Annotated in this window: 23 protein-coding genes; 3 read left to right on the plus strand and 20 right to left on the minus strand. The window is 37.9% G+C overall.

Translation table 11 applies throughout. The annotated features are described in order from the left end of the window. Positions 1-21: 21 nt before the first annotated feature. The 11 genes from CVS97_RS02645 to CVS97_RS02695 form a co-directional block, all read right to left on the minus strand. On the minus strand, positions 22-546 hold the full coding sequence (locus CVS97_RS02645; RefSeq protein WP_107784983.1) for a threonine/serine exporter family protein: 525 nt from the start codon (positions 544-546) through the stop codon (positions 22-24). After that, complete coding sequence (locus tag CVS97_RS02650; protein WP_107784984.1) at positions 539-1,321, minus strand: threonine/serine ThrE exporter family protein; 783 nt, start codon at positions 1,319-1,321, stop codon at positions 539-541. The genes CVS97_RS02645 and CVS97_RS02650 overlap by 8 nt, the downstream gene beginning before the upstream one ends. Beyond that, entirely contained in the window at positions 1,305-1,784 is a 480-nt protein-coding gene (locus tag CVS97_RS02655) for a DUF4149 domain-containing protein (protein WP_107784985.1), read from the minus strand. The genes CVS97_RS02650 and CVS97_RS02655 overlap by 17 nt, the downstream gene beginning before the upstream one ends. A 10-nt stretch (positions 1,785-1,794) precedes the next feature. Continuing rightward, on the minus strand, positions 1,795-2,607 hold the full coding sequence (gene prmC / locus CVS97_RS02660; RefSeq protein WP_107784986.1) for a peptide chain release factor N(5)-glutamine methyltransferase: 813 nt from the start codon (positions 2,605-2,607) through the stop codon (positions 1,795-1,797). Next, positions 2,597-3,799 (minus strand): M48 family metallopeptidase, encoded by a 1,203-nt coding sequence (locus tag CVS97_RS02665; RefSeq protein ID WP_107784987.1) that lies wholly within the window; start codon positions 3,797-3,799, stop codon positions 2,597-2,599. The genes prmC and CVS97_RS02665 overlap by 11 nt, the downstream gene beginning before the upstream one ends. A gap of 11 nt (positions 3,800-3,810) precedes the next feature. Beyond that, a complete protein-coding gene (locus CVS97_RS02670) occupies positions 3,811-5,184 on the minus strand; it encodes a sodium-dependent transporter (protein WP_054196446.1) in 1,374 nt (457 codons plus the stop codon). 179 nt (positions 5,185-5,363) lie between these two features. Beyond that, a complete protein-coding gene (locus CVS97_RS02675) occupies positions 5,364-5,804 on the minus strand; it encodes a hypothetical protein (RefSeq protein WP_107784988.1) in 441 nt (146 codons plus the stop codon). A gap of 98 nt (positions 5,805-5,902) precedes the next feature. Then, the gene (locus tag CVS97_RS02680) at positions 5,903-6,703 is read right to left on the minus strand and encodes a 3'-5' exonuclease (protein ID WP_107784989.1); all 801 of its coding nucleotides are present in this window, start codon (positions 6,701-6,703) and stop codon (positions 5,903-5,905) included. Continuing rightward, a complete protein-coding gene (gene rpe / locus CVS97_RS02685) occupies positions 6,700-7,347 on the minus strand; it encodes a ribulose-phosphate 3-epimerase (protein ID WP_103576678.1) in 648 nt (215 codons plus the stop codon). Before rpe ends, CVS97_RS02680 begins: the two co-directional genes overlap by 4 nt. Positions 7,348-7,356: 9 nt before the next feature. Continuing rightward, on the minus strand, positions 7,357-8,730 hold the full coding sequence (locus CVS97_RS02690) for an anti-sigma factor antagonist (protein ID WP_107784990.1): 1,374 nt from the start codon (positions 8,728-8,730) through the stop codon (positions 7,357-7,359). Beyond that, a complete protein-coding gene (locus tag CVS97_RS02695) occupies positions 8,727-9,473 on the minus strand; it encodes a hypothetical protein (protein ID WP_107784991.1) in 747 nt (248 codons plus the stop codon). The genes CVS97_RS02690 and CVS97_RS02695 overlap by 4 nt, the downstream gene beginning before the upstream one ends. 173 nt (positions 9,474-9,646) lie before the next feature. Between CVS97_RS02695 and rpmB the strand changes: the two genes are divergently transcribed. From rpmB to CVS97_RS02710, 3 genes are all read left to right on the plus strand, one after another. Continuing rightward, on the plus strand, positions 9,647-9,838 hold the full coding sequence (gene rpmB / locus CVS97_RS02700) for a 50S ribosomal protein L28 (RefSeq protein WP_021090707.1): 192 nt from the start codon (positions 9,647-9,649) through the stop codon (positions 9,836-9,838). Positions 9,839-9,861: 23 nt separating this feature from the next. After that, positions 9,862-10,992: a potassium channel family protein gene (locus CVS97_RS02705; protein WP_021090478.1), complete on the plus strand. Its 1,131-nt coding sequence runs from the start codon at positions 9,862-9,864 to the stop codon at positions 10,990-10,992. A gap of 114 nt (positions 10,993-11,106) precedes the next feature. After that, the gene (locus tag CVS97_RS02710) at positions 11,107-11,307 is read left to right on the plus strand and encodes a YdcH family protein (RefSeq protein WP_021091004.1); all 201 of its coding nucleotides are present in this window, start codon (positions 11,107-11,109) and stop codon (positions 11,305-11,307) included. A 25-nt stretch (positions 11,308-11,332) separates the two neighbouring features. Here the strand turns inward: CVS97_RS02710 and epsC are convergent, their stop codons facing one another. The 9 genes from epsC to leuS form a co-directional block, all read right to left on the minus strand. Then, a complete protein-coding gene (gene epsC / locus CVS97_RS02715; protein WP_084041512.1) occupies positions 11,333-11,884 on the minus strand; it encodes a serine O-acetyltransferase EpsC in 552 nt (183 codons plus the stop codon). Between the two features lie 4 nt (positions 11,885-11,888). Further along, positions 11,889-12,794, minus strand: a complete 906-nt coding sequence (gene cysK / locus CVS97_RS02720; protein ID WP_107784992.1) for a cysteine synthase A — start codon at positions 12,792-12,794, stop codon at positions 11,889-11,891. 118 nt (positions 12,795-12,912) lie between these two features. Further along, positions 12,913-13,581: an endonuclease III domain-containing protein gene (locus CVS97_RS02725; protein ID WP_107784993.1), complete on the minus strand. Its 669-nt coding sequence runs from the start codon at positions 13,579-13,581 to the stop codon at positions 12,913-12,915. Continuing rightward, complete coding sequence (locus tag CVS97_RS02730; protein WP_107784994.1) at positions 13,578-14,342, minus strand: ATP-binding protein; 765 nt, start codon at positions 14,340-14,342, stop codon at positions 13,578-13,580. The genes CVS97_RS02725 and CVS97_RS02730 overlap by 4 nt, the downstream gene beginning before the upstream one ends. Then, entirely contained in the window at positions 14,339-17,284 is a 2,946-nt protein-coding gene (mfd, locus tag CVS97_RS02735) for a transcription-repair coupling factor (protein ID WP_107784995.1), read from the minus strand. The genes CVS97_RS02730 and mfd overlap by 4 nt, the downstream gene beginning before the upstream one ends. Further along, positions 17,265-18,467 carry a Mur ligase family protein gene (locus tag CVS97_RS02740; protein WP_107784996.1) on the minus strand — a complete coding sequence of 401 codons (1,203 nt, stop codon included), beginning with the start codon at positions 18,465-18,467 and terminating at the stop codon, positions 17,265-17,267. Before CVS97_RS02740 ends, mfd begins: the two co-directional genes overlap by 20 nt. Continuing rightward, on the minus strand, positions 18,464-20,038 hold the full coding sequence (locus CVS97_RS02745) for a GGDEF domain-containing protein (protein WP_107784997.1): 1,575 nt from the start codon (positions 20,036-20,038) through the stop codon (positions 18,464-18,466). Before CVS97_RS02745 ends, CVS97_RS02740 begins: the two co-directional genes overlap by 4 nt. Then, on the minus strand, positions 20,019-20,558 hold the full coding sequence (gene lptE, locus CVS97_RS02750; RefSeq protein WP_107784998.1) for an LPS assembly lipoprotein LptE: 540 nt from the start codon (positions 20,556-20,558) through the stop codon (positions 20,019-20,021). The genes CVS97_RS02745 and lptE overlap by 20 nt, the downstream gene beginning before the upstream one ends. 3 nt (positions 20,559-20,561) lie before the next feature. Beyond that, complete coding sequence (leuS, locus tag CVS97_RS02755) at positions 20,562-23,027, minus strand: leucine--tRNA ligase (protein ID WP_107784999.1); 2,466 nt, start codon at positions 23,025-23,027, stop codon at positions 20,562-20,564. Positions 23,028-23,032 lie beyond the last annotated feature (5 nt).

The raw sequence follows: 23,032 nt of genomic DNA on the forward strand, positions 1-23,032 counted from the left end.
TTTCTATGCCGAAAGTTAAAATTACTCGCGCGTCTTCCTCGCCGCTAGATCACACTTGGCGCCGCGAGTAATCATCAGTGACTGATCGTAAAATAAAATAAGCACCACAGAGACCCCGACGCCAAGGGCTAGCGAGACCGTCGTAGTCGTGATCGCGTTATCGAAAAATATGATTAGGTATTCGTTTTTCTTAGCGATATCAGGCTCGTTTAGAAACGAAAATAGCGCCAAAATGCCCTTATACGCGTAAACTCCAGGTACCATCGGCAAAAGCGCGGGAAATGCGATGATCTCGGCGGGCACTTTTAGCCGTTTGGCAAAGAGCATACCTAAAATCCCGCTTAAAAATGAGACGATAAGAGTAGCGACGCTGATGTTAAAAAATCCCATCTGCATGATCCAAAAGCGGCTAGCGTGCGCAAATGCCGCAAGCAGCGCGCAAAATACGAGAGTTCTTTTAGGCGGCGAACTAGCATAGGCAAAGCCAAGCCCCGCTACCGCCGCAAAAGCGCCGTCTATGAGAGTCGCGGTAAAAAGCTCAAACATGTAAAATCTCCGCATTGCTAAGCGAGAGCGTGATATAGACGCCCACTGCGATGCAAAGTATCAGGATGCCCGTGCTCACGGCCCTGCTGATGCCTACGAGCGTGTTGTCGTTTATGATATCAAAGACCGAGTTTATGAGAAAAACGCCCGGCATCAAAAATAGTATCGACGAGCCGATCGCCACGTCGCTAGTGTGCGTAAAGCCGTAAAATACGCCAAGATAAGCGATAAACGAGACTACGAACGAAACTAGGACGTACTGGATTTTTAAATTTACGCCCATTTTAGCAAGCGCAAATCTAAGGCTATAGCCCACGAGCGTCGCAAAAAATACGCAAGCTACCGAGCCCGCATCGCCGCCAAAAAGCCTGCAAAACGCCGCATTTGCAAGGCTTATTAAAATAAGCGAGCTTGTAAATTTATTTGCCCCGATGCGCATGACGCCCTCAAACTGCTCTTTAGCCTCGTCTAGACTCAAATTTTCATCCAAGATCCGCCAGCTAAGCGACGAAAGCTCGGAAATACGGTTAAAGCTCACCTGCCCCAGAGGGATCTTCTTCACGTAGGTTCGGCGCAGGGAGTTGTCGGCCGAGTCCATGACGCTAATGGTAAAATACTTCACAAAAATCGTCACGCTAACGTCGTAGCCGTAGTGTTTAGCTATGCGATCTACGCACTTTTCTACGCGTGCGGTGTAGGTGCCAGCACTAACCATTGCTGTCGTGTATTCGGCCAAAAAATTTGTTAAGACTTGAATATCAGGCTTTGCGTTCATTTTGACTAATCTTAAATTTCACAAAAAATAAAATAATTTGTAAAACAAGCATGATTTTCATCACATATTCACTCGCACTATGCATTTTGGCAAATTCAGCCGTCTGTGTCGCGTCAACACCCAAATTTTGAGCGTAAACTATAAAAGGTGTAAAGAAAAATACAAAGCTAAAAGCTAAAGCCAAATTTAAAAAAGCAAGCATTAACATGCTAAATTTTAGTGAAAAAATAAGCTTTTTTCTAAGATCAAATAGCTCGCTAATCATTATAACTATGCTTATAAAAAGCAAAATATAATTAAATTTCAAAAATATCTTTGTCATCATTTGACCGCTCATAAAATGCGTAAGTATGCCATCTCCTATGATGTTTTGCGGGAAAAATATGACTGGCGCCACCAAGATACCAAGCGTTAGCTCAGCTCCCATAAGTACTGCCAAAAGCAAAAAATAAACTCCTCTCAAATTCTCTCCTTTATATTTTTAACTTCGCGCAAAAGCCTCTATCAAAGCCGGCTAAATCTTTGTAAAAACTATACTCAAAACCATTGGCCTCTAAGAATTTTTGCATACTTGCTTTTTGATCGTATCCCATCTCACAAGCAACGTTTTTGATATTGCGATCTTTGGCTATGAGAATAATGTCTTTTAAGATTTCATCTCCTACTTCGCCTCCAAAGAGCGCACTTTCTGGCTCATTTAGTACAAATTTACTAAGTTTATAGCCTCTTGCAATATATGGAGGATTTGAAACCAAAATATCAATATCTTCTAAAATTTCATCCACATAAGAGCAGTTTAAAAATTTGATACTCCCACCTACATCAAATTTATCTGCATTTTTTTTAGCAAGCATCAAAGCTTTTTCGTTGATGTCTGTCGCTACGATATTTGCCTTTGTTTTTAGAGCTAGCATGATACTAATAATTCCGCTTCCTGTGCCTATTTCTGCGATCTTTGGCTCTTTATATTCACTTGAAATTTCTATTACTTTATCTACCAAAATTTCTGTTTCAGGTCTTGGGATCAGCACTCCACTTTCCACGTAAAAATCAAGCCCATAAAAGCTAACTTTACCAGTTATATATTCAAGAGGCTCGTAGTTTTCATACCTTTTAACTAGAGCAAAATAGCCACTCTCATCAAATTCTTTTTTTTGATTTAAGAATACCCATTCAATACTTACGTCAAGATAGTTCATAAGCAAAATTTTAGCAACTCTGCTTGGATTTTGACAAAGTGAGCTTAGCCTTAAACTAGCCTCATTAAGAGCTTCTTCAATTTTCATTTTCCAGCTCGTTTATACGCTCAAAAAGGCTTGGGTGCGAGTGATAGACGAACGCGTAGATCGGATGAGCCTTCGGAAAGGCCTTGTTTTCGCTGCCTAGTTTTTTTAGCGCGCTTATCATATCGGTTTTGTTTGAGACCTCGCTAGCGAATCTATCGGCGCCAAATTCATTCGCGCGGCTAAAATACGAGCTAACCGGCGAAAATAAAAATCCGAAAATCGGCGAAAAAAGTAGCAAAAACACGATCGTTCCGCCGCCTCCGCTATGAAGCCCCAACGCTTGATACACCGCGTCAGGGATGTTGCCGAATATAAAAAACATCGCAAAAAGCATAACCGCGCTTAGAGCTATCATTTTTAGGATATCTTTGTGCTTAAAGTGCCCGAGCTCATGCCCCAAAACGGCGATTATCTCCTCTAGGCTTAGTTTTTTAACGAGCGTGTCGAAAAGCACCACGCGTTTAGTTGCGCCAAGGCCACCGAAATAGGCGTTTAAGCGGTTATCGCGCTTGCTGGCGTCTATCGTAAAAACGCCGCTACTTTTAAACCCGCACTGCGCTAAAAGTCCTTCTATACGGCTTTTTAGCTCTCCCTCTTCTAGCGGCTGCATTTTGTTAAAGATAGGCGCGATGAGCGTCGGGTAAATTAAATTTATCACGAGCGCGACGCCAAAGCTGAGAAAAAACGCCCAAAACCACCAAAAATCGCCCAAAAATCTAATGCAAAGCAGCACCAACCACACAAATAGCGTGCCAAACACCAGCGTTAGTGCGAGCGTTTTAAGCAGATCAAGCGTAAAAATTTTAGGCGTTACGTTTGAAAAGCCGAGCTTTTTATCTTTGACGAAGGTTTCGTAGATATTTAGCGGCAGTTCTAGCAGCGACGAAACGAGCAAAAATACCATAACCATAAAGACGTTGTCGCCTATATCTCCCGTTTTATAAGCATGCCCCGATATCGCGCCAAGCCCCCAGCACGCCCACATCATAAATATCGCGGCGTGATAAAAAAGGCTTGCTATCTCAAATTTTTGATTCGTTATCGCTGCAGCGGCGGCGGTTTCGTATTCATTCTGCTCTAGCACGACGGCTGGCTTTTTAGCCTCTGCGCGGATAAAGTTTATCTGCAAAATCGCCAAAATTGCCTTTGCGGCAACGTAAAAAAAGTAAATACCGAGTAAAAAATAAAACATATTTTTACGCCCTATTTTAAAAAATTATCGTAAAACGAGCTGATAAAAAGCACCAAAATGATAAACGGTACGACAAATTTGATATACCAAAACCAGACATTTATTAGTTTTGCATGTTTTTCACTACCTTGCAAAATTTCTTTTTTTGCATCATCTTTTAGCACCCAGCCTACGAATATTGCACAACCAAATGATGTAAATACAAAAAATATTGTTGCGCTTATTGCATCATATGCATCAAAAATATTCTTACCAAAAATGCTTACGTGACTTAGTATGTTTGTAGCCATCAGCGAAGGCAAATTTCCTAAAATAAATATACCTCCAAGGACTAAAAATATTGCTTTCTTGCGTTTTATTTTAAATTTTTCTTGAAGTGTTGTGATTATTACTTCATATATTGGTAGCGATGTTGTAAGTGCAGCGATCATTAATAGTGCAAAAAACGCAACCGCGAAAAAACCACCAAATGGCATGTGTGAAAAAACGATCGGCAGGCTCTTAAACACGAGGCTTGGGCCGCTATCTGGCGATACGCCGTAGCTAAAAAGAGAAGGAAAAATCATAAATCCTGCAAGCACGGCGATTACCGTATTTAAAATGCCCGTGATGATAGAAATTTTAACCAAACCCTCATCCTTTTTCACAAAGCTAGAAAGAGTGATCATCACACCAAATCCAAGCGAGAGCGCAAAAAATACCTGTCCCAAAACATCAACGAAAAGCTTTAAATTTATCTTTGAGAAATTAGGCGTTAAGTAAAATTTTACGCCTTCTATTGCACCATCAAGTGTGATATTTTTAGCAATCATAATAAGCATTAAAATAAAAAGTAGTGGCATTAAAAATTTCGCTGATCGCTCGATACCGCCGACCGCACCCTGCACCAAAATAGCGTAATTAACCAGCACAAAAACAAGAGTCGCAAAGCTGATAGCAAGTGGATTGCTTACGATATTTTGCTCATAAAACGCACTTGTCTCCTCAAAACTAACCACATGCGAGAGATCAAGCAAACCAAATGAAATTTGGGCGATGTAGTTTAGCACCCAGCCACCAATAACCATGTAGTAAGCCATAATGCCAAATGCACCAACAAGCCCCATCCAGCCAACGATCTGCCACTTTTTGCTGATCTTTTTGCCATTTATCGATCCACCAAAAGCATCCACAGCGTTGCATTTTAGGCGTCTGCCGATCGCGTTTTCAGCCAAAATCATCGGTATGCCAATCACGATCATCGCGATACAAAACACGAGTACATAGGCACCACCGCCGTTTTGCCCGACTAAATACGGAAAACGCCACGTCGCACCAAAGCCAACCGTAGCTCCTGCAACAGCTAAAATATATGTGAGCCTTGAACTCCAAGATTTTCTATCCATCTTTTTGCCTTTGTGAAAAATAGGGATTATATAAAAAAATTGATTAAATTTTGCTAGCAACAAGCGGTGTTAGGATGCAAGCTCAGTTTTTTGTTAATTCTAAGAATTTTTACGAATAATTTTTATTTCACGTTTTGTTTTTATTGACAATTTTAGACAACTGCTTAAAAATAAATTTATTAGCGCAAAACACCAAATTCTACATATCCCTCTGTTGCAATAAACAATATCCAGCCCTCCTTGGGACTACAAAAATAGTGATGTTCTGGGATATTTTCAACTATAAATTTTAAAAAATCATAAAAATACTCGGGTGCAAATTTAACCTCTATGCTTGTTATATTGTCGCCGATGTAGCTTATCTCGCCACTTAAAATTTTACTTTTGACGCTTGGATCTGAGCTGAGAAATTTTTTAATGTCGGCAATTTTTTTATATTCAGCCGTTTTGTAACCTTTTAAATTTTGCAAAACTGGCTTTGAGCCGATAAAGGTCAAATTTTGTTCTATAAACTCCGTTCCATCGTTACTCACGCACCACTTATTGCTAAAATTTGATAAAAAAGCGAGCATCTCATCGTCAGCTGAGATAAAATTTGAAATAGGATTTTTCTGGCTCATTTGCCTCCTTTTTATAAAATCTAGCAAAACTACCCATAATCCTTTAAAAACAAAGATTGCATAAAAATTAATGTAGGATTGTGGATAATTTTTTATCGCTAATTCGCACACAAAACTGGTTCAGGTTTTAGCTTCACGCTTGGAGCTGTTTTACTAAAGCTTATGAGATCCTCTGTCGTTTGGATACTAAAAGGTAGACGTGTGAGGCAGACTTTAAAAATTTCAGCTGCTGCTATTGCGTCATTTAACGCTCTGTGGTGGGTATTGTTTATGCCAAGAAGCTCTTTTAGCGAGCCAAGTCCGTATTTTTGAGAAGCGATAGTGCGGCGACTAAGATCGATGGTGCAAAGCTTTCTATTTAGCAACATACCAAGACCGATCTCATTTAGGCTGTGAGAGATAAAGCCATAGTCAAAATTTACGTTATGAGCGATAAAGACGCTAGTTCCTAGAAAAATTTTAAACCGCTCAAGCACATTTAGTAAATTTGGCGCGCCAACTAAATCGCTAGCCTTTATGCCGGTTAGCTCGGTGATATTTTCAGGTACCACAGGAGCTGCCACAAAGCTTTCAAAGCGCCCTATCTCAATGCCATTTTTCATTTTGATCGCACCGATTTCAATGATCTGTCCGCTCGTTGTACCACCAGTCGTTTCGATATCAACCACACAAAATTCCTGCTCGCTAATATCTCTAAACCTTGTGCCAAGCTCTATCTCATTCTCTTCATTTCTGGTGATATCAAGCCCAAGGGTTCGCCACATATCAAGGTCGCGCACGTCAATTAGCAACGAAATTTCTTCTATATCGCCAAATCTTAAAATAAACTCATGATAGCTTAAATTTTGCCTAGCTAAAATTTCTATGCTATTTTCTAAACGCTGTTTTTTTGGTTTCAAAACTCAAGCTTTATGGCGCGGATGGCTTGTTCGTAAGAATTTGATGAGAAGATGTAGTTGCCAGCCACCAAAATATCAGCTCCGGCCTCTTCAAGATCAGGTGCATTTAGTCCATTTACGCCGCCGTCCACTTCAATGAGACACTTGGCGTTTTTACGCTCTATTAGCTCTCTTAGCGCCCTTGTTTTTTCAAGCACAACTGGCATAAATTTCTGACCGCCAAAGCCAGGATTTACACTCATCAAAAGCACCATATCGACTTCATCAATGATATGCTCAATCGCACTAACTGGCGTGTGTGGATTTAGCACGATGCCAGGGCTAACGTCATTTTTCCTGATGTGATCAATGAGTCTCATTGGGTGCTTCTCTTCTTCGATGTGAAAGGTTAGAAATTTTGGCTTTAGCGGTAAGAAAAGGTCAGCAAAAAATGAGTTATTTTCAACCATCAAATGTATATCAAGCGGCTTTGTAGCGGCCTTTGCAACGGCATTTACCACAACTGGTCCGATGGTTAGATTTGGCACAAAATGCCCATCCATAACATCAACATGCACCAGATCGCACCCAGCCTCGCAAATGGCTCTTATCTCAGCTGCCAAATTTCCAAAATCAGCCGATAAAATACTAGGTGCAACGTACATTTCTTCTCCTCACTTGGTTACAAATACAAAGCCTATTTCATCATCTTTTACATCTAGTCTATTCATGATGCCTACACTATTGTGATCGAAAAAAACATCATCAGATAAAATTTTAGGCAAGCTAACTTTTACTTTTATGCCTTTTTGCCAAAGATGAGTCAAAAATTTATCTGTAATGATACTAAAAATTTGAGAATATCCACTTAAATAATCATTTGAATCATTGCCTTCAGGCATAAAAATAGAGCAAATTTTATCTAACTTATCTTTTTTTACACCAAATAGCACTCTTGCGTAAATATCACCATAATACTGAACACAAATACGCAAATAATCGCACTCGTCCTCTATGTCAAGCGCACTAACTTTGGTATCAACACACAAAATTTCTTCTTCTGCTAACTGTGAGATAATTTTGCTCGCAATTTGCGTCACATAAGATGAAATTTGAGCAACGCTCTTGTTGATATCTACTGGCTCTGCATCAAACTCTCTTTTTTTAAGATAAAAAATAGTGTCGTCTTTGTAAAAGTCATTTAAATTTTTATAGATAAATATATTTGCATCTTTAAGGTATGTTACTAATTCGATAGATAAATTTGATTCGTTTATGCCACAAAGCGAAATAAATGCACCTGATCTTTTGCTAATGCTAGCAAGTTTGATTAGAAATTTTGCACCCCTTATATTTAAAGCACCAGAAATATTTACCCATAAAATAAAAAATTTATATCCGATTTTTAGCATAATGTCATGAGCTGACATATCAAAATCTTCAATAAAATCTGAGTCCATAAAACTTTTTATGGCATAAATAACGACACCATCTTTTATAAAAGTATCTATCTGATTTTGCTTTAATCTCACATGATTTAGCTGCGATACTGCATGACTATATAAATTCTTTTTTTTATTAAACTCGGTCGCATCTCTAGCCTCAACCACATCAAATGAGCGATTTTTGAGATAATTAGCCAAATAGTGCTTATACTGCTCAGTTGAGTTGTAAATGAAAACTTTGTCATTTGCGTTATTTAGAAATTTATTTAAAAACAAGCTTGCGATATTTTCACTTTCAAACATCGAGATATTTAAAATATTCTTAACTGTTTTCATCATCAATTCATAAAAAATTTCATTGTAATCGCAAATCGCAAATACCACGCCAAGCTTTTGTGCTTCTTCGCTTAAATTTTCAATTATTCTACCAAGCCAAATAGGACTAAAAAATGTAACATTTTTTAGTGAAAGCAGTATAGCGCTGATGTCACGCGATGAAATTTGGTTTATGTATTTTTCACTTAATTTTAATGGAACATTCTCTGCTTCCAAAAAACCAAAAGGCCTTATAATAGCCATTGAACCATTAAAAGTTAATTTCATTTTTGTAGAGCTTTTTTAATAAATATAATGGTTTGCATCTCTGGATAAACATTGATATCTAAAATTTTATCAACTCCAAAATCATAAAATTCAGGCCTACTGGACTCATAAGAGAGTAAAATCTCAAAAAAGCAAAGCATCTCTTTATCAATCTTGCTTAATGATTGCTTATTCATATTCATTGCTTTTAAAAAAATATCCCAAAGACTAAAGCCATATTTTTTTTGCAAAATTTTATTATAGCTTACATCAGAATACGAAATAACATCTGACATGCAAGATGGATATTTTGAAAATAAATTCTCACACACTATAATACAGGCCATAGAATATGGAGCAAGCGATAAATAGTTATAGTGCTTTTCTTTAAAAGAATTTAATACCTTTAGCCAATCTGATAAAATTTTGGCATTAAGCTCGATCAAATCAACGATTTTAAAATTAAATACCTTATAAATTTTTGGAGATTTTAAAAATATAAAATAAGAAAGCACTATCGCTTTAAAAGTATCAATGCCAAGCATATTTGCTATTACTACCAAATCGTTGCCATCATAAGGAATATCAAATTTTGCACGTTTAAAAATGGAGCTAAAATAAGTTTTAAAAGATGCTATATTTTGTAAAGTAGCAACTGCTTCAGTTACATTACCAGCTAGCAAAAAATGCTCGACTTTTTCAAAAAGAGTTGGCATCTGTAAAACAAAATCAACATTTTTTTCGATCAACTCTTTACTAAGCATTTTGTATCACTCAAGATTTCTAAATATTTTTGCTATTTATAATTATAGGCAAAAGCGTCATTTTATCTAGATTATTAATAAAAATCAATTCTTTTAAAAAAGAATCTATTTAAGCATTACTTTTGTTTGTTTTAGATAAAATCAGCAGAAATTTTTGTTTATAAGGAAAAAAAATGTCAAAAAGATGTGCGATAACAGGCAAAGGACCGATGATAGGCAACAATGTGAGCCACGCTAACAATAAAACTAAAAGAAGATTCTTGCCAAATCTTAGAACGATTCGTGTTACACTAGAAGATGGTACTACAAGAAAGATAAAAGTTGCTGCTTCTACTCTAAGAACGATGAAAAAACAATCAAACTAAGAATATAAAATGAAGAGGAATTTATGTCTTTTCTCTCAAGACTTTTAAAATTCCTCAACTGGTCAAACTCTACAAAACCAGAAATAAGCCTAGATACTGAGCTTTACGAACAATTAAAACCTTTTAGATTTCCACTAATTTCAGTCGTATTGCTGTTACTTTTTGGAACATTAGGTTATGTCTTAATAGATAATTTCTCGCTAATAGATGCCTTTTACCAAGCTGGCATGACTTTTACAACAGTTGGTTTTACCGAAGTTGCTCCAATAACTCCAAAGGGCAGAATTTTTACTATCACTTTTATACTTATTGGTTTTATTATATTTACACTATCGATTGGTATTGTGGTTGAGGTTTTAAAAAGAGGTACATTAATTAGCATTTTAAAGGAACGACGCATGCTTTATAGGATCGCAAGACTAAAGAATCACTTCGTTATTTGTTATCACAATCTATACACAATCGAACTTAGTGCTCAATTTCGCGAAAATCATATACCTTTTGTAGTGGTCGATGATAGAGAAGATATCGCAGAGCTGGCTCAAATTTATAAATACCCATATTTCATAAAAGCTCAGCCACACACACAAATTGCCTTTTTAAAAACACATCTATCAAGCGCAAAAGGACTTATAACTCTTAGCTCAAATATTGCTGATAACATCGCCCTTATAGCATCTGTAAGACTTTATGAAAAAGAGATAGGTCGCAGAAAGCCTTATCATATCATCACAAACGCAGAGACAGAAGACGATACGCAAAGATTAAAAAAATTAGGCGCTGACAATGTGGTAAGCCCATCTCGCTTAGTCGCGCAACGGTTAAGTGCCATGAGCGTAAGGCCGGACATGGAAAATTTATTAGAGCAGTTTTTGTATACAAAAAATTCACCCATCGATATAGAAGAAATTCTTGTTCCTGATTACTCTTGGATAAGATTTAAAAGACTAAAAGAGACTCATCTACGAAATATCACGAATGCGGACATAGTAGGTATTAGAGATATAAATAATAATTTTGTACCAATGCCAAATGGTGACACATTAGTAGGGACAGGATCAAAGCTTCTAGTCATCGGTACCGTTGATGGAATACGTCTAACCAAGCGTGTTGTAAAAAGCAAACACAAACCTGAAGAATTCAAATACGTATAAAATAAATTTTCTATTCGCTCTTTTTAAAAATTTAAGCAATGGCTTGGTACCTTTTTTATATCCAAGCATTTACAAAGTCTTGATAAAATTTCTCAAATTTTTATAGGAGCCGATATGTTACATGAATATACAGACCTTATAAATGAGCTAAAGAAAACCGATGCTCGTTTTGCTGCTCTTTGCAAAAAGCATGATGAACTAAATAAAAAAATAGACGACAATCTAGCAAAACCATCTGAAATTGATAATTTAAAGAAAGAGAAGTTAAAGCTAAAAGACGAAATTTACGCTCAAATTTTAAAGCATAAAAAGTAAGAATAAATTTATCTAATCTTTGAGATTAGATAATAAATTCTGGCTCAAATTTTGTCCCATTTACTCGAACTATTCTTGCTGGTATACCAACGACTGTCGCGTTTGCTGGGACATTTTTTAGCACGACCGAGTTTGCGCCGATCTTAGCATTTTCGCCAATCGTTATGGCACCTAGTATCTTTGAGCCAGCTGCAATAGTCACACCATTTTTTACAGTTGGGTGCCTTTTGCCACACTCTTTTCCGGTGCCTCCAAGTGTTACTTGATGATACATCATTACATCATCGCCTATCTCAGCTGTCTCACCGATAACCACACCCATGCCATGATCTATAAAAAATCTCCTACCGATCTTTGCTCCAGGGTGTATCTCGATACCAGTTAAAAATCTTGCAATCTGCGAGATGAGTCTAGCTAGAAAAAAATGTTCTTTTTTATATAAAAAATGAGAAATTTTATGAAACAAAACCGCATGGATGCCAGGAGTGTTTATAAGTATTGCCAAAAAGCAACACTTATGTACCGATGGGTCTTTTTCACGAACAGTTTGAACTAGCTCCTTTAGACTCTCCCACATATTTTTATGCTCCGTAAAGCTCTGTGCTTAAGTATCTTTCGCCATTATCTGGAGCTATGAAAAGTACTTTTTTGCCAGTGCCAAGTCTTTTAGCCACTCTTTTTGCAGCCACGTAAGCGGCACCACCGCTTATACCTATCATCAAGCCATCGCTTTTTGCGATTGATCTAGCTGCGTTTAGTGCGTCATCGTTGCTTACTTTTTCTACTTCGCCAACTAAGCTCATATTCATAGTATTTGGTAAAAATCCGGCTCCAATGCCTTGAATTTTATGTGGTCCTGGGTTGCCACCACTTAAAACCGGCGATGCTTCAGGCTCTACTGCGATGATCTTAGTGTCATAGCCCTTTTCTTTTAAAATTTTTGCTACGCCACTTATTGTGCCGCCTGTGCCAACACCAGCTACAAATGCATCAAGCTTGCTAAAATCAGCCACAATTTCAGCAGCTGTTGTTAGCTCGTGAGCTTGTGGGTTATACTTGTTTTCAAACTGGCTTAACATTACGTGATTTGGCTGAGCTGCTAGCTCTGTAGCTCTTGCGATCGCTGCTTTCATACCACCAGACGCTGGAGTAAGCTCAAGCTGTGCACCATAAGCAGCTACTATTTTGCGTCTTTCTATACTCATGCTCTCTGGCATGCAAAGTATCACTTTAAAACCAAGTGCAGCACCGCACATCGCTACACCAATGCCAGTATTTCCGCTCGTTGGCTCAACGATAGTATCACCATGTTTTAGCGTACCGTCAGCTAGCATTTTGGTTATCATATTAAATGCGATCCTATCTTTTACAGAGCCACCTGGGTTAAAAAACTCTAGTTTTACGTAAATTTCGGCTTCATCAGCATCTGTTTTTACCTTTACGATAGGTGTATTACCAATCGTTTTAACGATGTTATCGTAGATCATCACTCCTCCTAAATTAAATAAGATAAATTTTGTGTAAATTTAGCACAGAATTTTAAAATAGATTATAAAAAGCCCCGATCTTTGGCAAATTTATAAATAGTTGTTACATATTAGTAGTTTAATTTTTAATGCTGCTTAATATTTTTTGACCATTTTGGCTTAAAATTTTACCTTTGAAATTTTCTTTACAAAACTCCAAAATAAGAGCATGATAGAGTTTTAAAATTTCAACCTCATCAAATTCCTCACTATCAAGAAATTTATAAATTTCATCATAATCAAGCGAGCTAAACCACTCAGCAGCCTCATCGTAGCTCTCAAAAGTATAGTCAAAATACGCCATTATCCTAAGTGCGTAAGCATCAACGACCATGTAAGGCTTGCCGCAAGCATATGCCAGTATCGCGTCGCAAGTCTCGGCTCCAACACCTTTTACGCTTATGAGCCACTCACGGCTGGTATTTTCTTTAAAATTTTCAAAGCTCTCGAATTCATTTTTTATAGCTAGGCAAAGCGTTTTTAGCCGTTTTGCCTTTGTGTTATAAAAGCCACTTGGCTTTATAAGCGTGGCAAGCTCGCTGTTTTCAAGAGAACAGATGCCTTCTAAACTATCTTTGCCAGCATTTTTTAGATTATTTAATGCTTTTTCTACGTTTTTCCAGTTGGTATTTTGCACCAAGATAGCACCCAAAATAACCTCAAAAGTACCATCACCTGGCCATTTTAGCTCGTCTAAATTTCTACTTTTGTGATTTAGCAGGGCTAAAAACAGATCAGTTGATCTCATTTTAAATTTTCTTTAAAAGTTAGATAAAACTGCTTTGCTGTCCTGCCACTTCTACTAGCTCTTAACGTGGCAAAATTTTTAGCAAGCGTGTGAAGCTCCTCTTTGTCGCCTATGTAATCCTTAAAGTAAAAATCAACCATTTTTAGGTACTCATCGTAGTTGCCTTGATAAAAGCTGATCCAAAGGCCAAAGCGATCTGAGAGAGAAATTTTCTCCTGGGCTGCGTCGCTGTAGTGGATTTCGCCGTCAATTAGCTCTGAGTTTTCATTTTCACTTTTAAACTCGCTTATTAGATGTCTGCGGTTTGACGTAGCGTATAAAAGTACGTTTTTTGGCGGCTTTTGGATAGAGCCGTCCATTATAGGCTTTAGAAATTTATACTCATTACTGCCATTTTCAAAGCTTAGATCATCGCAGAAAATGATAAATTTAAACTCACTCTTTCTGATCTCATCAATGATGTCACCAAGGTATTTTAGATCCTCGCAGCCGATCTCAATAATGCGAAGCCCAGCTTTATAAAATTTAGTAAAAACAGCCCTTACAAGGCTTGATTTGCCACATCCTCTCTCGCCCCAAAGAAGCACGTGATTTGCGTCTTTACCTTCTATAAAATTTAGAGTATTTTTTAGCAAAATTTCTTTTTGTTTATCTAGCCCGTAAAGTGAGTCGATATCTACAAAATCAATATCATCAACTGGTTTTAGCATGCCTTTTGTGCTTCTATATATCGCTGCATACTTCACGCCCCAATCTATCATTTCTTATCCTTTCTTAGATAGACCAAAATTTCAGCCAAAACATCGTCATCGTCCTTGCTACGTAACTTTAGCCTGATCTTTTCATCATCATTTTTTGTTATTAGTATGTTTTGCTCGCTATTTGAGATCATTTTTATGCCAGCTTTTAGAGCTAAAATTTTAATGATAATGACATCTAAAAACTGCTTTGTAAATGTATCCATCTTGCCAAATCTATCCTCAAGCTCGCTTTGTATCTCATAGACCTCGCTAACCTCTTTGCACTTGCTAAGGCGCCTGTAAATTTCAAGCCTTAGTCTATCTTCTCTTATAAATTCTTGATTTAAAAAGGCGCTCACACTAAGCTTTAGATCTATTTTGTCAAGCTTTGCGGAATCTTGATTAAGAAGCTTATTTATCTCATCTTCTAGCATCTTTAGATATAGCGAGTAGCCAATAGCCTCGATGTGGCCGCTTTGTGCCTCTCCGATGATGTTACCACCACCTCTTATCTCAAGGTCGTGATATGCTAACACCGAGCCAGCGCCCAAAAATGAGTTGCCCTCAAGTGCAACAAGTCGTTTTAGCGCGTCTTTACTAATGGCATCTTTATCTTCCACCAAAAAGTAGCAGTATGCCTGCTTGTCACTTCTGCCCACGCGACCGCGGAGCTGATGCAGGTCAGCCATGCCAAATTTATTGGCATTTTCTACGATTATGGTGTTTGCATTTGGCAAGTGGATGCCGCTTTCAACGATGCTGGTACAAAGCAGCAAGTCGTACTCGCCCCGCTCAAATTTCATCATCTCATCTTCAGTAACTTTCGCATTTACCTTTGAGTGAAGTATCAAAATTCTAAGCTTTGGCAAAATTTTTCTTAGATCATTTGCTGTCTGCTCTATGTCTGCGATGTGGTTGTGGATGTAAAAGGTCTGCCCACCACGTCTTAGCTCACGCATGATCGCCTCTTTGATGACCTTCTCGTCCCACTCTCTCACGCTTGTTCTCACATCCAGCCTTGAGCTTGGCGGAGTGGCTAAAATACTATATGTTTTTATCTTGCTAAGCGCCATATTTAGGCTTCTTGGTATCGGCGTAGCGCTCATGCTTAAGATGTGCGAGTGCTGAGAAATTTCTTTTAGCTGCTCTTTTTGCTTAACGCCAAATTTATGCTCCTCATCAACGACGATAAGCCCCAAATTTTCAGCCTTTACACCAAGAAGTGCATGTGTACCCACGCAAACTATGGGCTCATTTTCTTTTAGCGCTTTTTGTAGGCTCGCCTTTTCTTTAGCACTTGAGAAGCGATCTAGTCTAAAGACCTTTATGCCAAATTTGCTAAATCTTTGGCTTAGCGTCTTGTAGTGCTGCGAGCTAAGAAGCGTTGTTGGCACGAAGAAAAACGCACTAAAGCCTGATTTTATGCAGGTAAATATGGCGTTCATCGCAACTTCAGTCTTGCCAAAGCCAACATCACCGCTAAGCAGCCTATCCATCACCTTGCCGCTTTTTAGCTCATCTTTTATATCATTTACCGCTTTTTGCTGATCGCTCGTGTATGAAAAGCCAGCGTCTTGGACGAAATTTAGATAAGAGATATCCTCTTTTTGTAAAATTTTGCCTGCGATTAGCTCCCTTTTTGCAGCCATTGCTACGATCTTTGAGGCGATCGCGAATAGTTTTTCTCTAACCTTCTCTTTTATCTTGGCAAAATTTGCCTTACCTAAGCGATCAAGCACCGCCATAGAGCCATTTTGAGCGATGTAGCGGTCTATCAAATTTAGATGTTCAACCGGCAAAAGAAGCTTGTCGTCATTTTGGTAGGCGATAACCACAAATTCTTTCGTCGCGCCCAAAACCTTGATCTTTTCAAGGCCCAAAAAACGTCCTATACCATAATCTTCATGCACGACGTAGTCATTTACTTTTAACTCGTCCACCACAAGACTTGAGCGTTTAACTCGCCTTTTTTTCTCAAATTTATTTAGTGAGACTACGATCTTATCACTTGAGTTTAAATTTACTACAAGGGGCGAAATTTCAAGCTTTACGTTGGCAAAGCCATCAAGCTCATAGCCCTTAAAAAGCCCTTCATTTCTTGAAAGAACGGTTATGCTTTTGCTCTTATTTAGCTCAAAAAAGTCAAAATTTAAAGTAACCTCAAGATCTTTATAAACCTTTGGCTCGGGTAAAATTTCAATACCCTTAAATTTATCTTCAGGCACATCATAAATTTCAAAATCGATCTTTTTAACAAGCTTTGAGTCAAATTCTTTTAAATAGTCACTAAAGCTATCTATCGCCCAAAATCCAAGCGAATTTAGGTCATTCACCAAGGCATCGCTTTGCATATCCTCGATCTTTTGGCTAACTTTTTCAAACTCATCTTTGCTCAAATTTGCGATAAAAGGAACTATCTCGGCCTCGCTTAGCTCGGCTTTGTTGCTAATTTGCGTGGCGGTGTTATAATTTCTTATGCTCTCCACCTCATCGCCAAAGAGCAAAATCCTAACAGGATCATCCATATTTACGCCGTAAATGTCAACCACTTCGCCACGAATGCTAAACTCGCCAACGCTCTCAACGATATCGACGCACTCGTAGCCAAAGCGTATGAGTAAGTCGGCAAATTCGCTTAAATTTAGATTATCTTTTAGCTTGATCGTTGAGCTTTTTAGGTTTTTTTGCGTTGGAAGCGGGTTTAAAAGTGTGCTAAATGGACTTATGATGATCTTTTTGCCATCAAATTTATAGTATTTGCTAAGCACGGATGAAATTTCAAAAAGCTCTTCGTTAAAGCTTCTTAGATCATCGCCCTTTTTAGCTCTAAAATCAGGTAGTTTAAAAGCGCTAAAGCCAGCAAAACTGGCCGCATCAGCGCAGAGCGCCGCCTCTTTATCATCTTCACAGATGAGAATTTGTGGGGCGTGTGTTAAAAGATACTCATAGACCTTTGCTTGCATAGTACTCTTTTAAAAAGGCTTCGGCCAGGTGAAACGAGCCAAATGCTAGGTAAATTTTGCCGTTTTTTGCCTCTTTTATATCGTTCATATCGCTTGGCTCAAACTCTCTATGCGAAATTTCAAGCTCGTTTAACGCTTTATTTATAAGCTCTCCGCCAAGCTCCCTGCCCTCGCAGTGGTAGTGATAAAGCAGCACATCCTCAACGACTGGCTTTAGAGCTGCCAAAACCGCCTTGAAATCTTTATCTAAAAATGAGTTATAAACTAGAGTTAGCTTCTTGTCACTAAACTCTTCTTGGCTAAATTTCTTAGCCACAGCCTTTGCGCCAAGCTCGTTATGACCGACATCAACGTATAAATTTGAAGCGATCTTTTCACATCTGCCACGAAGTGATAAAGCGCCAAGCTTTTTGATATCTATGCTGCTATCTAAAATTTTAGCCGCAGCGTAGGCTAGAGTTAAATTTGATCGTAAAAACTCTGGCAGATTAAATTTATCTGCATAGTTTGAGATCTCGTTTAAATTTTCTTTTGTTAAAATTTCTCTTGGAAAGCTCAGAGTTGCGCCTTTCTCGCTTGCGATCTCTTTTGCGATAGCCACACTTATCTCGTTCATCTCATCATTTAAAATAGCTCTTTTCCCCATGGCTTCAAATTTGGTGCGTGAAATTTCTTCTAAGCTATTGCCTAATATCGCTGTGTGATCAAAGCCGATCGGAGTAAAGATGCTTAGCTCTTTTTCAAAGACATTCGTCGCATCCAGCACGCCGCCCATGCCAGCCTCGCAGACAAAGTAGTCACAACCCTCAAAAAGCACCGCAGAAAGCAGTGTCATATACTCAAAATAGCTTGTTTTTATCTTGTACTCGTCACTTAAAAGAGCTTGCAAACGCTCGTGAGCTGCTTCTAAAATTTCATCGCTAGCAACCTCACCATTTAGCCAAAATCGCTCGTTAAATTTAAATATATGTGGGCTCGTGTAGTGCCCTACTTTTGCACCATTTTGGCTTAAAATTTGCGCTAAAAAGCGTCCAGTACTTCCTTTGCCATTTGTGCCTATTATGTGAATAATCTTAAATGGCTTTATGTGCTCTTTTATAGTCGCATACGCTCTAATAATTCTGCCATAATCAATCTCTTTGTAGTAAAGTGGTTTGCCATCAAGAAATTTAGCTAGGCTCATTTTTCCTCGATTATCTTTGGCATTACTTGATTTCTACCATTTTCTTTTGAGAGATAAAGCATCTTATCAGCAGCTTCAAGCGTCATCGTCTCGCTTAAATTTGCACTTCTTGTCGCTATGCCAGAACTAATAGTAACTTTAATGCGTTCATTTTTATAGATAAATTTAAAATTTTCTATCATACTTCTTAGCTTATCCCCAAATTTAACACTATCTTTTAAGCCAGTACTTGGAAGTAAGATTACAAATTCTTCACCGCCATATCTACCAACAAAATCAACCTTTCTAGCATTTTTCTTAAGTACTTGAGCCACTGCTGAAAGAATAACATCTCCAGCCTCATGCCCATAAGTATCGTTTATGCTTTTGAAATAATCAATATCAACAAAGCATATAGAGTAATCAGTCCCATAGCGTTTATATGCCTCTTCGATACGTTGAATCTCATTCATCAAAGCACGCTTAGTAGATACTTTTGTCAAAAAGTCTTCTTTGCTCTCCAGTTTAGCTTCTTCAAGCTCTTTTTCAAGACTATTCACTCTATTTTGAAGCTCTAAAATGTTAGCTTGCCTATTGTGCATCTCGATACCAAGCTCTTTGCTCTCGATCTCCAAAGCACCAGCGATCTCAATAAGCATGCTTTTTACTTGATCAATACTGTTTGTATTTAAATTTACATTTTTAAGATCATTTTTAATGCTTTTTACTTTATCAGAACTACTTTGCGAACTAACCGCAATATCAGAAATTCTCTCGCTTATATTTTGCAAGACATTATTTAGCGAACCAACTTTTTCTATGATCTCTGTTCTATCTTCTTCTATTCTGCGATCAACAAATGCCTTTACCTTTTCTTGAAATTCTTTGCTATTTAAGGTTTTAGGATTTTGCTTCAAAGTACTTCTTATCGTGCTAAGCTCTTCATCAAGATCCTTTGTAATAGAAGGCTCAAGAGTAAGGCTTAAAAGCTGAATCAAAACATCCTCTTCGCCATCTTCATCTTTTTGTGTAAGAAATTTTTCAAGTTCAGAACTCATTGTCTTTAAATCATCAAAATTTCTAACACCATAATATTTCAAAAATTCTAAAAATTCAGTGTCATACGAGCTAACAAAATCAAACCATCTAAGGCACATTTCTTCAAGATTTTTCTCATCATATCTTCTAGCAAGTAGCTGCATACTTTGCTCTGCTAAGCTTTTTGCGTCTTTATTGTGAAGCATTGAGATAGCTTGGAGAATTCTTCTAGCAAATGCGCTTAGTGATTGTAGTTTTTTATCATCAGCCGCAAGTCCTGCTCCTTGTTGAGCACCTCTAGAGAGCCTAGCAGTCATAAAAGCAACAAGCTCATCGACCGTCTTTATATGAAGACTAAAGGCTTGATTTTTATATTCATCACCAAGCCTTGAGATATATTTTTCTATCTTTTTACTCTCTTCTGTTGTAAAGCCATGTTTTTTAGAAATTTCATTATAGACTTCAGTGTAATTCTCTGGCGTTAGCATCAAATGGCGATCTTTGATCTCATTTAAGGCTTCCTTGACTATTTGACTAACGGTTACTGCTGCCATTTCTATATCCTTTTACCGCTAAACTTGCGATATACTCATCAAAGGCCTCTTTTGATGCCTCTTTGATAGCTTCGTATTTTTGAGTATCACTAAGAACGCTATCAGCAAATCTTACATCTTTTTGACGTCTTGCGACACTAAAGTCATACTCGCCAGTGGCTGGAATATCAACCACGCTACCATCTTTAAATTTAGTCTTATAATTTAAGCTTAAATGTGCTTTATATGACGTAATGTAGCCAAATTCATCATAAATGATCGCTTCATAGCTTAAATTATTAACTGAAACTATTATCAAAGTATCAGCACTCTCTTTACTTGATAAATCTTTATTTAGCCTTGCGACCATACCCTCTTTTACGGCGTCTTTTATCCAGACACTATTTTTTGGCTCTTCTTTGCTGATAATCACATCAACGTAAATTTTATCGCCAACTAGATCATGTGTGATCTTTGAAACTGGCTTATAACCACACCCGCAGATAAATATCGCAATAAAAAATGCTAAAAAATATCTCAAAATTTATCCTTTAATGACAAAATTTACTAATTTGCCTTTTATATAAATCTCTTTTAAAATTTCTTTTCCTTCAAGCCATTTAGCTACGTTTTGCTTAGCTAGTTTTAAAATTTCACCCTCGCTCTCGCTTGCTGCCACTTCAAACTCAGCCCTTTTTTTGCCATTTACCGTAACTGCAAGAGCGATGCTATCTTTTACAAAAACCTCTTCTTTTACGGCTATCTTTGTGAAATTTTTTCTGCCAAAAAGCTCTTCGCTAAGCTCATTTGCGATATGCGGTACGATAGGCTCAATTAAATTTAAGATGATAAAAAAGCCCTCAGCATTTACATCTTCGTTATCTTGTGCATTTATGGCGTTTAGCGCCTCCATGCAAGCAGCGATTAGCGTGTTAAAAGCAAATGTATCACCAAAGACCTCAGTTGATTTTTTAAGCGCTTCATAAATTTTTAGCCTTGCAAATTTCTCATCTTTGTTTAAGCTTTCATGGTCTATCTCAGGCAATTTATCTATCTTTTTAATAGTTTGTGCCTTCTCCCAAAGCCTATTTAAAAACCTAAACGCGCCTTCAACTGCGCTGTCATTCCACTCAAGCTCTTTTTGAGGAGGCGCTGCAAAAAGGATAAAGAGCCTTGCCGTATCGGCGCCATATTTATTGATAATATCGTCAGGATCTACGACATTGCCCTTACTTTTGCTCATCTTTTTGCCATCTTTTAAGACCATGCCTTGAGTTAGTAAATTTTCAAACGGCTCATCATCTCTTAGATAGCCTAGATCTCTTAAGACCTTTTGAAAAAATCTAGCGTATAAAAGGTGCAAGATCGCATGCTCGATACCGCCGATATACTGATCTACATTCATCCAGTAATTCACGCTCTTTTCATCAAGCGCTTTTTGCTCCCACGTCTTCTCATCGCTTGCAAATCTAGCAAAATACCAGCTACTCTCCACAAACGTATCCATCGTATCAGTCTCTCTGATCGCATCCTGTCCGCATTTTGGACACTTTGTAAATTTCCAAGTTGGATGTTTATCTAAAGGATTGCCCTCGCCTGTGATCTCGACATCTTCAGGTAGCGCGATAGGCAAATTTTCCTCTTTTTCAGGCACTACGCCGCAGCATTTGCAGTGCACTACTGGTATTGGCGCACCCCAATATCTTTGACGAGAAATTCCCCAGTCTCTTAATTTGTAGTTTGTGATCCTTTTGCCCAAACCATCTTTTTCAAATTTTTCTATTATGAAATTTTTAGCTTCTTCAGAAGTAAGTCCATTTATAAGCTCAGAATTTATAGAAATTCCATACTCAGAATATGCTTTTGAGCCATCACTTTCACCCTCGAGTGGCTTTACGACTGGTTTTATAGGAAGATTAAATTTACTTGCAAACTCGAAGTCTCTTTGATCGTGCGCAGGCACAGCCATGATAGCGCCACTGCCGTAGTCAGCTAGGATGAAATTTGCAACCCAAACTGGGATCTTTTCATTTGTGAGTGGATGAACGACATAAATTCCTAAAAATTCTCCGTCTTTTTCGCTCGCTTGACGCTCTCTTGGGCTTTGATTTAGGATTGTTTTTATCTTTGTCTTTTTATTTTCATCAATTTTATCACTCTCAAGCAATGCTTTTACGATAGGATGCTCAGGTGCAAGGGCTGTGTAGCTAACGCCGTAAATCGTATCAGCTCTTGTAGTAAACACTTCAAAGCTATCAATTTTACCATCTAAAGCCTCTTTTGAAGCTTCATCAAGATAAAATTTAAACTCCAAGCCGTAGCTTCTGCCGATCCAGTTTTCTTGCATTGTGATTACTTGATTTGGCCATTTACCTTCAAGAAGCTTCAGATCATCAAGTAGCTCACTAGCGTATTTTGTGATGTTAAAGTAATATCCTGGAAGCTCTTTTTGCACCACTTCATTACCACATCTCCAGCATTTGCCATCCTCCACCTGCTCGTTTGCAAGTACGGTTTGATCGTATTCGCACCAATTTATAATTGCATTTTTTCTATAAACAAGCCCTTTTTCAAACATCTTTATAAAAAAGCTTTGCTCCCACTTAGTGTAAAGTGGATCAGACGTGGCTAAAATTCTCTTTTTAGAAAACGAAAAGCCAAGACTTGCAAGCTCTTTTTTCATATAGTCGATGTTTTCGTAAGTCCAAATTTTAGGGTGAATTTTATGTTTTATGGCTGCGTTTTCAGCTGGCATACCAAAGCTATCAAAGCCGATAGGATGAAGCACATTATATCCGCTTTTTCTATATGACCTAGCCAGCGCATCGCCGATAGAGTAGTTTCTCACATGCCCCATATGTATGCGTCCGCTTGGATAAGGAAACATACTTAGGATATATTTTTTTGGCAAGCTTAGGTCATCTTTTGGTTCAAATTCTTCATTTTTATCCCAAATTTCTTGCCATTTTTTTTCTATCTTTAAAGGCTCATATTTTCTCTTTTCAGCCATTTTTT

The sequence above is a fragment of the Campylobacter concisus genome, assembly GCF_003049735.1.
Lineage (GTDB): Bacteria > Campylobacterota > Campylobacteria > Campylobacterales > Campylobacteraceae > Campylobacter_A > Campylobacter_A concisus_AN.

What these genes read in the sequence shown, in the direction of transcription:
- CVS97_RS02745 (WP_107784997.1), bottom strand. Translation starts at nt 20,038, where the DNA reads ATGGCAGCAGTAACCGTTAGTCAAATAGTCAAGGAAGCCTTAAATGAG.
- rpmB (WP_021090707.1), top strand. Translation starts at nt 9,647, where the DNA reads ATGTCAAAAAGATGTGCGATAACAGGCAAAGGACCGATGATAGGCAAC.
- CVS97_RS02730 (WP_107784994.1), bottom strand. Translation starts at nt 14,342, where the DNA reads ATGATAGATTGGGGCGTGAAGTATGCAGCGATATATAGAAGCACAAAA.
- cysK (WP_107784992.1), bottom strand. Translation starts at nt 12,794, where the DNA reads ATGATCTACGATAACATCGTTAAAACGATTGGTAATACACCTATCGTA.
- CVS97_RS02665 (WP_107784987.1), bottom strand. Translation starts at nt 3,799, where the DNA reads ATGTTTTATTTTTTACTCGGTATTTACTTTTTTTACGTTGCCGCAAAG.
- rpe (WP_103576678.1), bottom strand. Translation starts at nt 7,347, where the DNA reads ATGTACGTTGCACCTAGTATTTTATCGGCTGATTTTGGAAATTTGGCA.
- CVS97_RS02675 (WP_107784988.1), bottom strand. Translation starts at nt 5,804, where the DNA reads ATGAGCCAGAAAAATCCTATTTCAAATTTTATCTCAGCTGACGATGAG.
- CVS97_RS02645 (WP_107784983.1), bottom strand. Translation starts at nt 546, where the DNA reads ATGTTTGAGCTTTTTACCGCGACTCTCATAGACGGCGCTTTTGCGGCG.
- CVS97_RS02695 (WP_107784991.1), bottom strand. Translation starts at nt 9,473, where the DNA reads ATGCTTAGTAAAGAGTTGATCGAAAAAAATGTTGATTTTGTTTTACAG.
- mfd (WP_107784995.1), bottom strand. Translation starts at nt 17,284, where the DNA reads ATGCAAGCAAAGGTCTATGAGTATCTTTTAACACACGCCCCACAAATT.
- CVS97_RS02670 (WP_054196446.1), bottom strand. Translation starts at nt 5,184, where the DNA reads ATGGATAGAAAATCTTGGAGTTCAAGGCTCACATATATTTTAGCTGTT.
- CVS97_RS02710 (WP_021091004.1), top strand. Translation starts at nt 11,107, where the DNA reads ATGTTACATGAATATACAGACCTTATAAATGAGCTAAAGAAAACCGAT.
- leuS (WP_107784999.1), bottom strand. Translation starts at nt 23,027, where the DNA reads ATGGCTGAAAAGAGAAAATATGAGCCTTTAAAGATAGAAAAAAAATGG.
- CVS97_RS02650 (WP_107784984.1), bottom strand. Translation starts at nt 1,321, where the DNA reads ATGAACGCAAAGCCTGATATTCAAGTCTTAACAAATTTTTTGGCCGAA.
- epsC (WP_084041512.1), bottom strand. Translation starts at nt 11,884, where the DNA reads ATGTGGGAGAGTCTAAAGGAGCTAGTTCAAACTGTTCGTGAAAAAGAC.
- CVS97_RS02725 (WP_107784993.1), bottom strand. Translation starts at nt 13,581, where the DNA reads ATGAGATCAACTGATCTGTTTTTAGCCCTGCTAAATCACAAAAGTAGA.
- prmC (WP_107784986.1), bottom strand. Translation starts at nt 2,607, where the DNA reads ATGAAAATTGAAGAAGCTCTTAATGAGGCTAGTTTAAGGCTAAGCTCA.
- CVS97_RS02705 (WP_021090478.1), top strand. Translation starts at nt 9,862, where the DNA reads ATGTCTTTTCTCTCAAGACTTTTAAAATTCCTCAACTGGTCAAACTCT.
- CVS97_RS02690 (WP_107784990.1), bottom strand. Translation starts at nt 8,730, where the DNA reads ATGAAATTAACTTTTAATGGTTCAATGGCTATTATAAGGCCTTTTGGT.
- CVS97_RS02740 (WP_107784996.1), bottom strand. Translation starts at nt 18,467, where the DNA reads ATGAGCCTAGCTAAATTTCTTGATGGCAAACCACTTTACTACAAAGAG.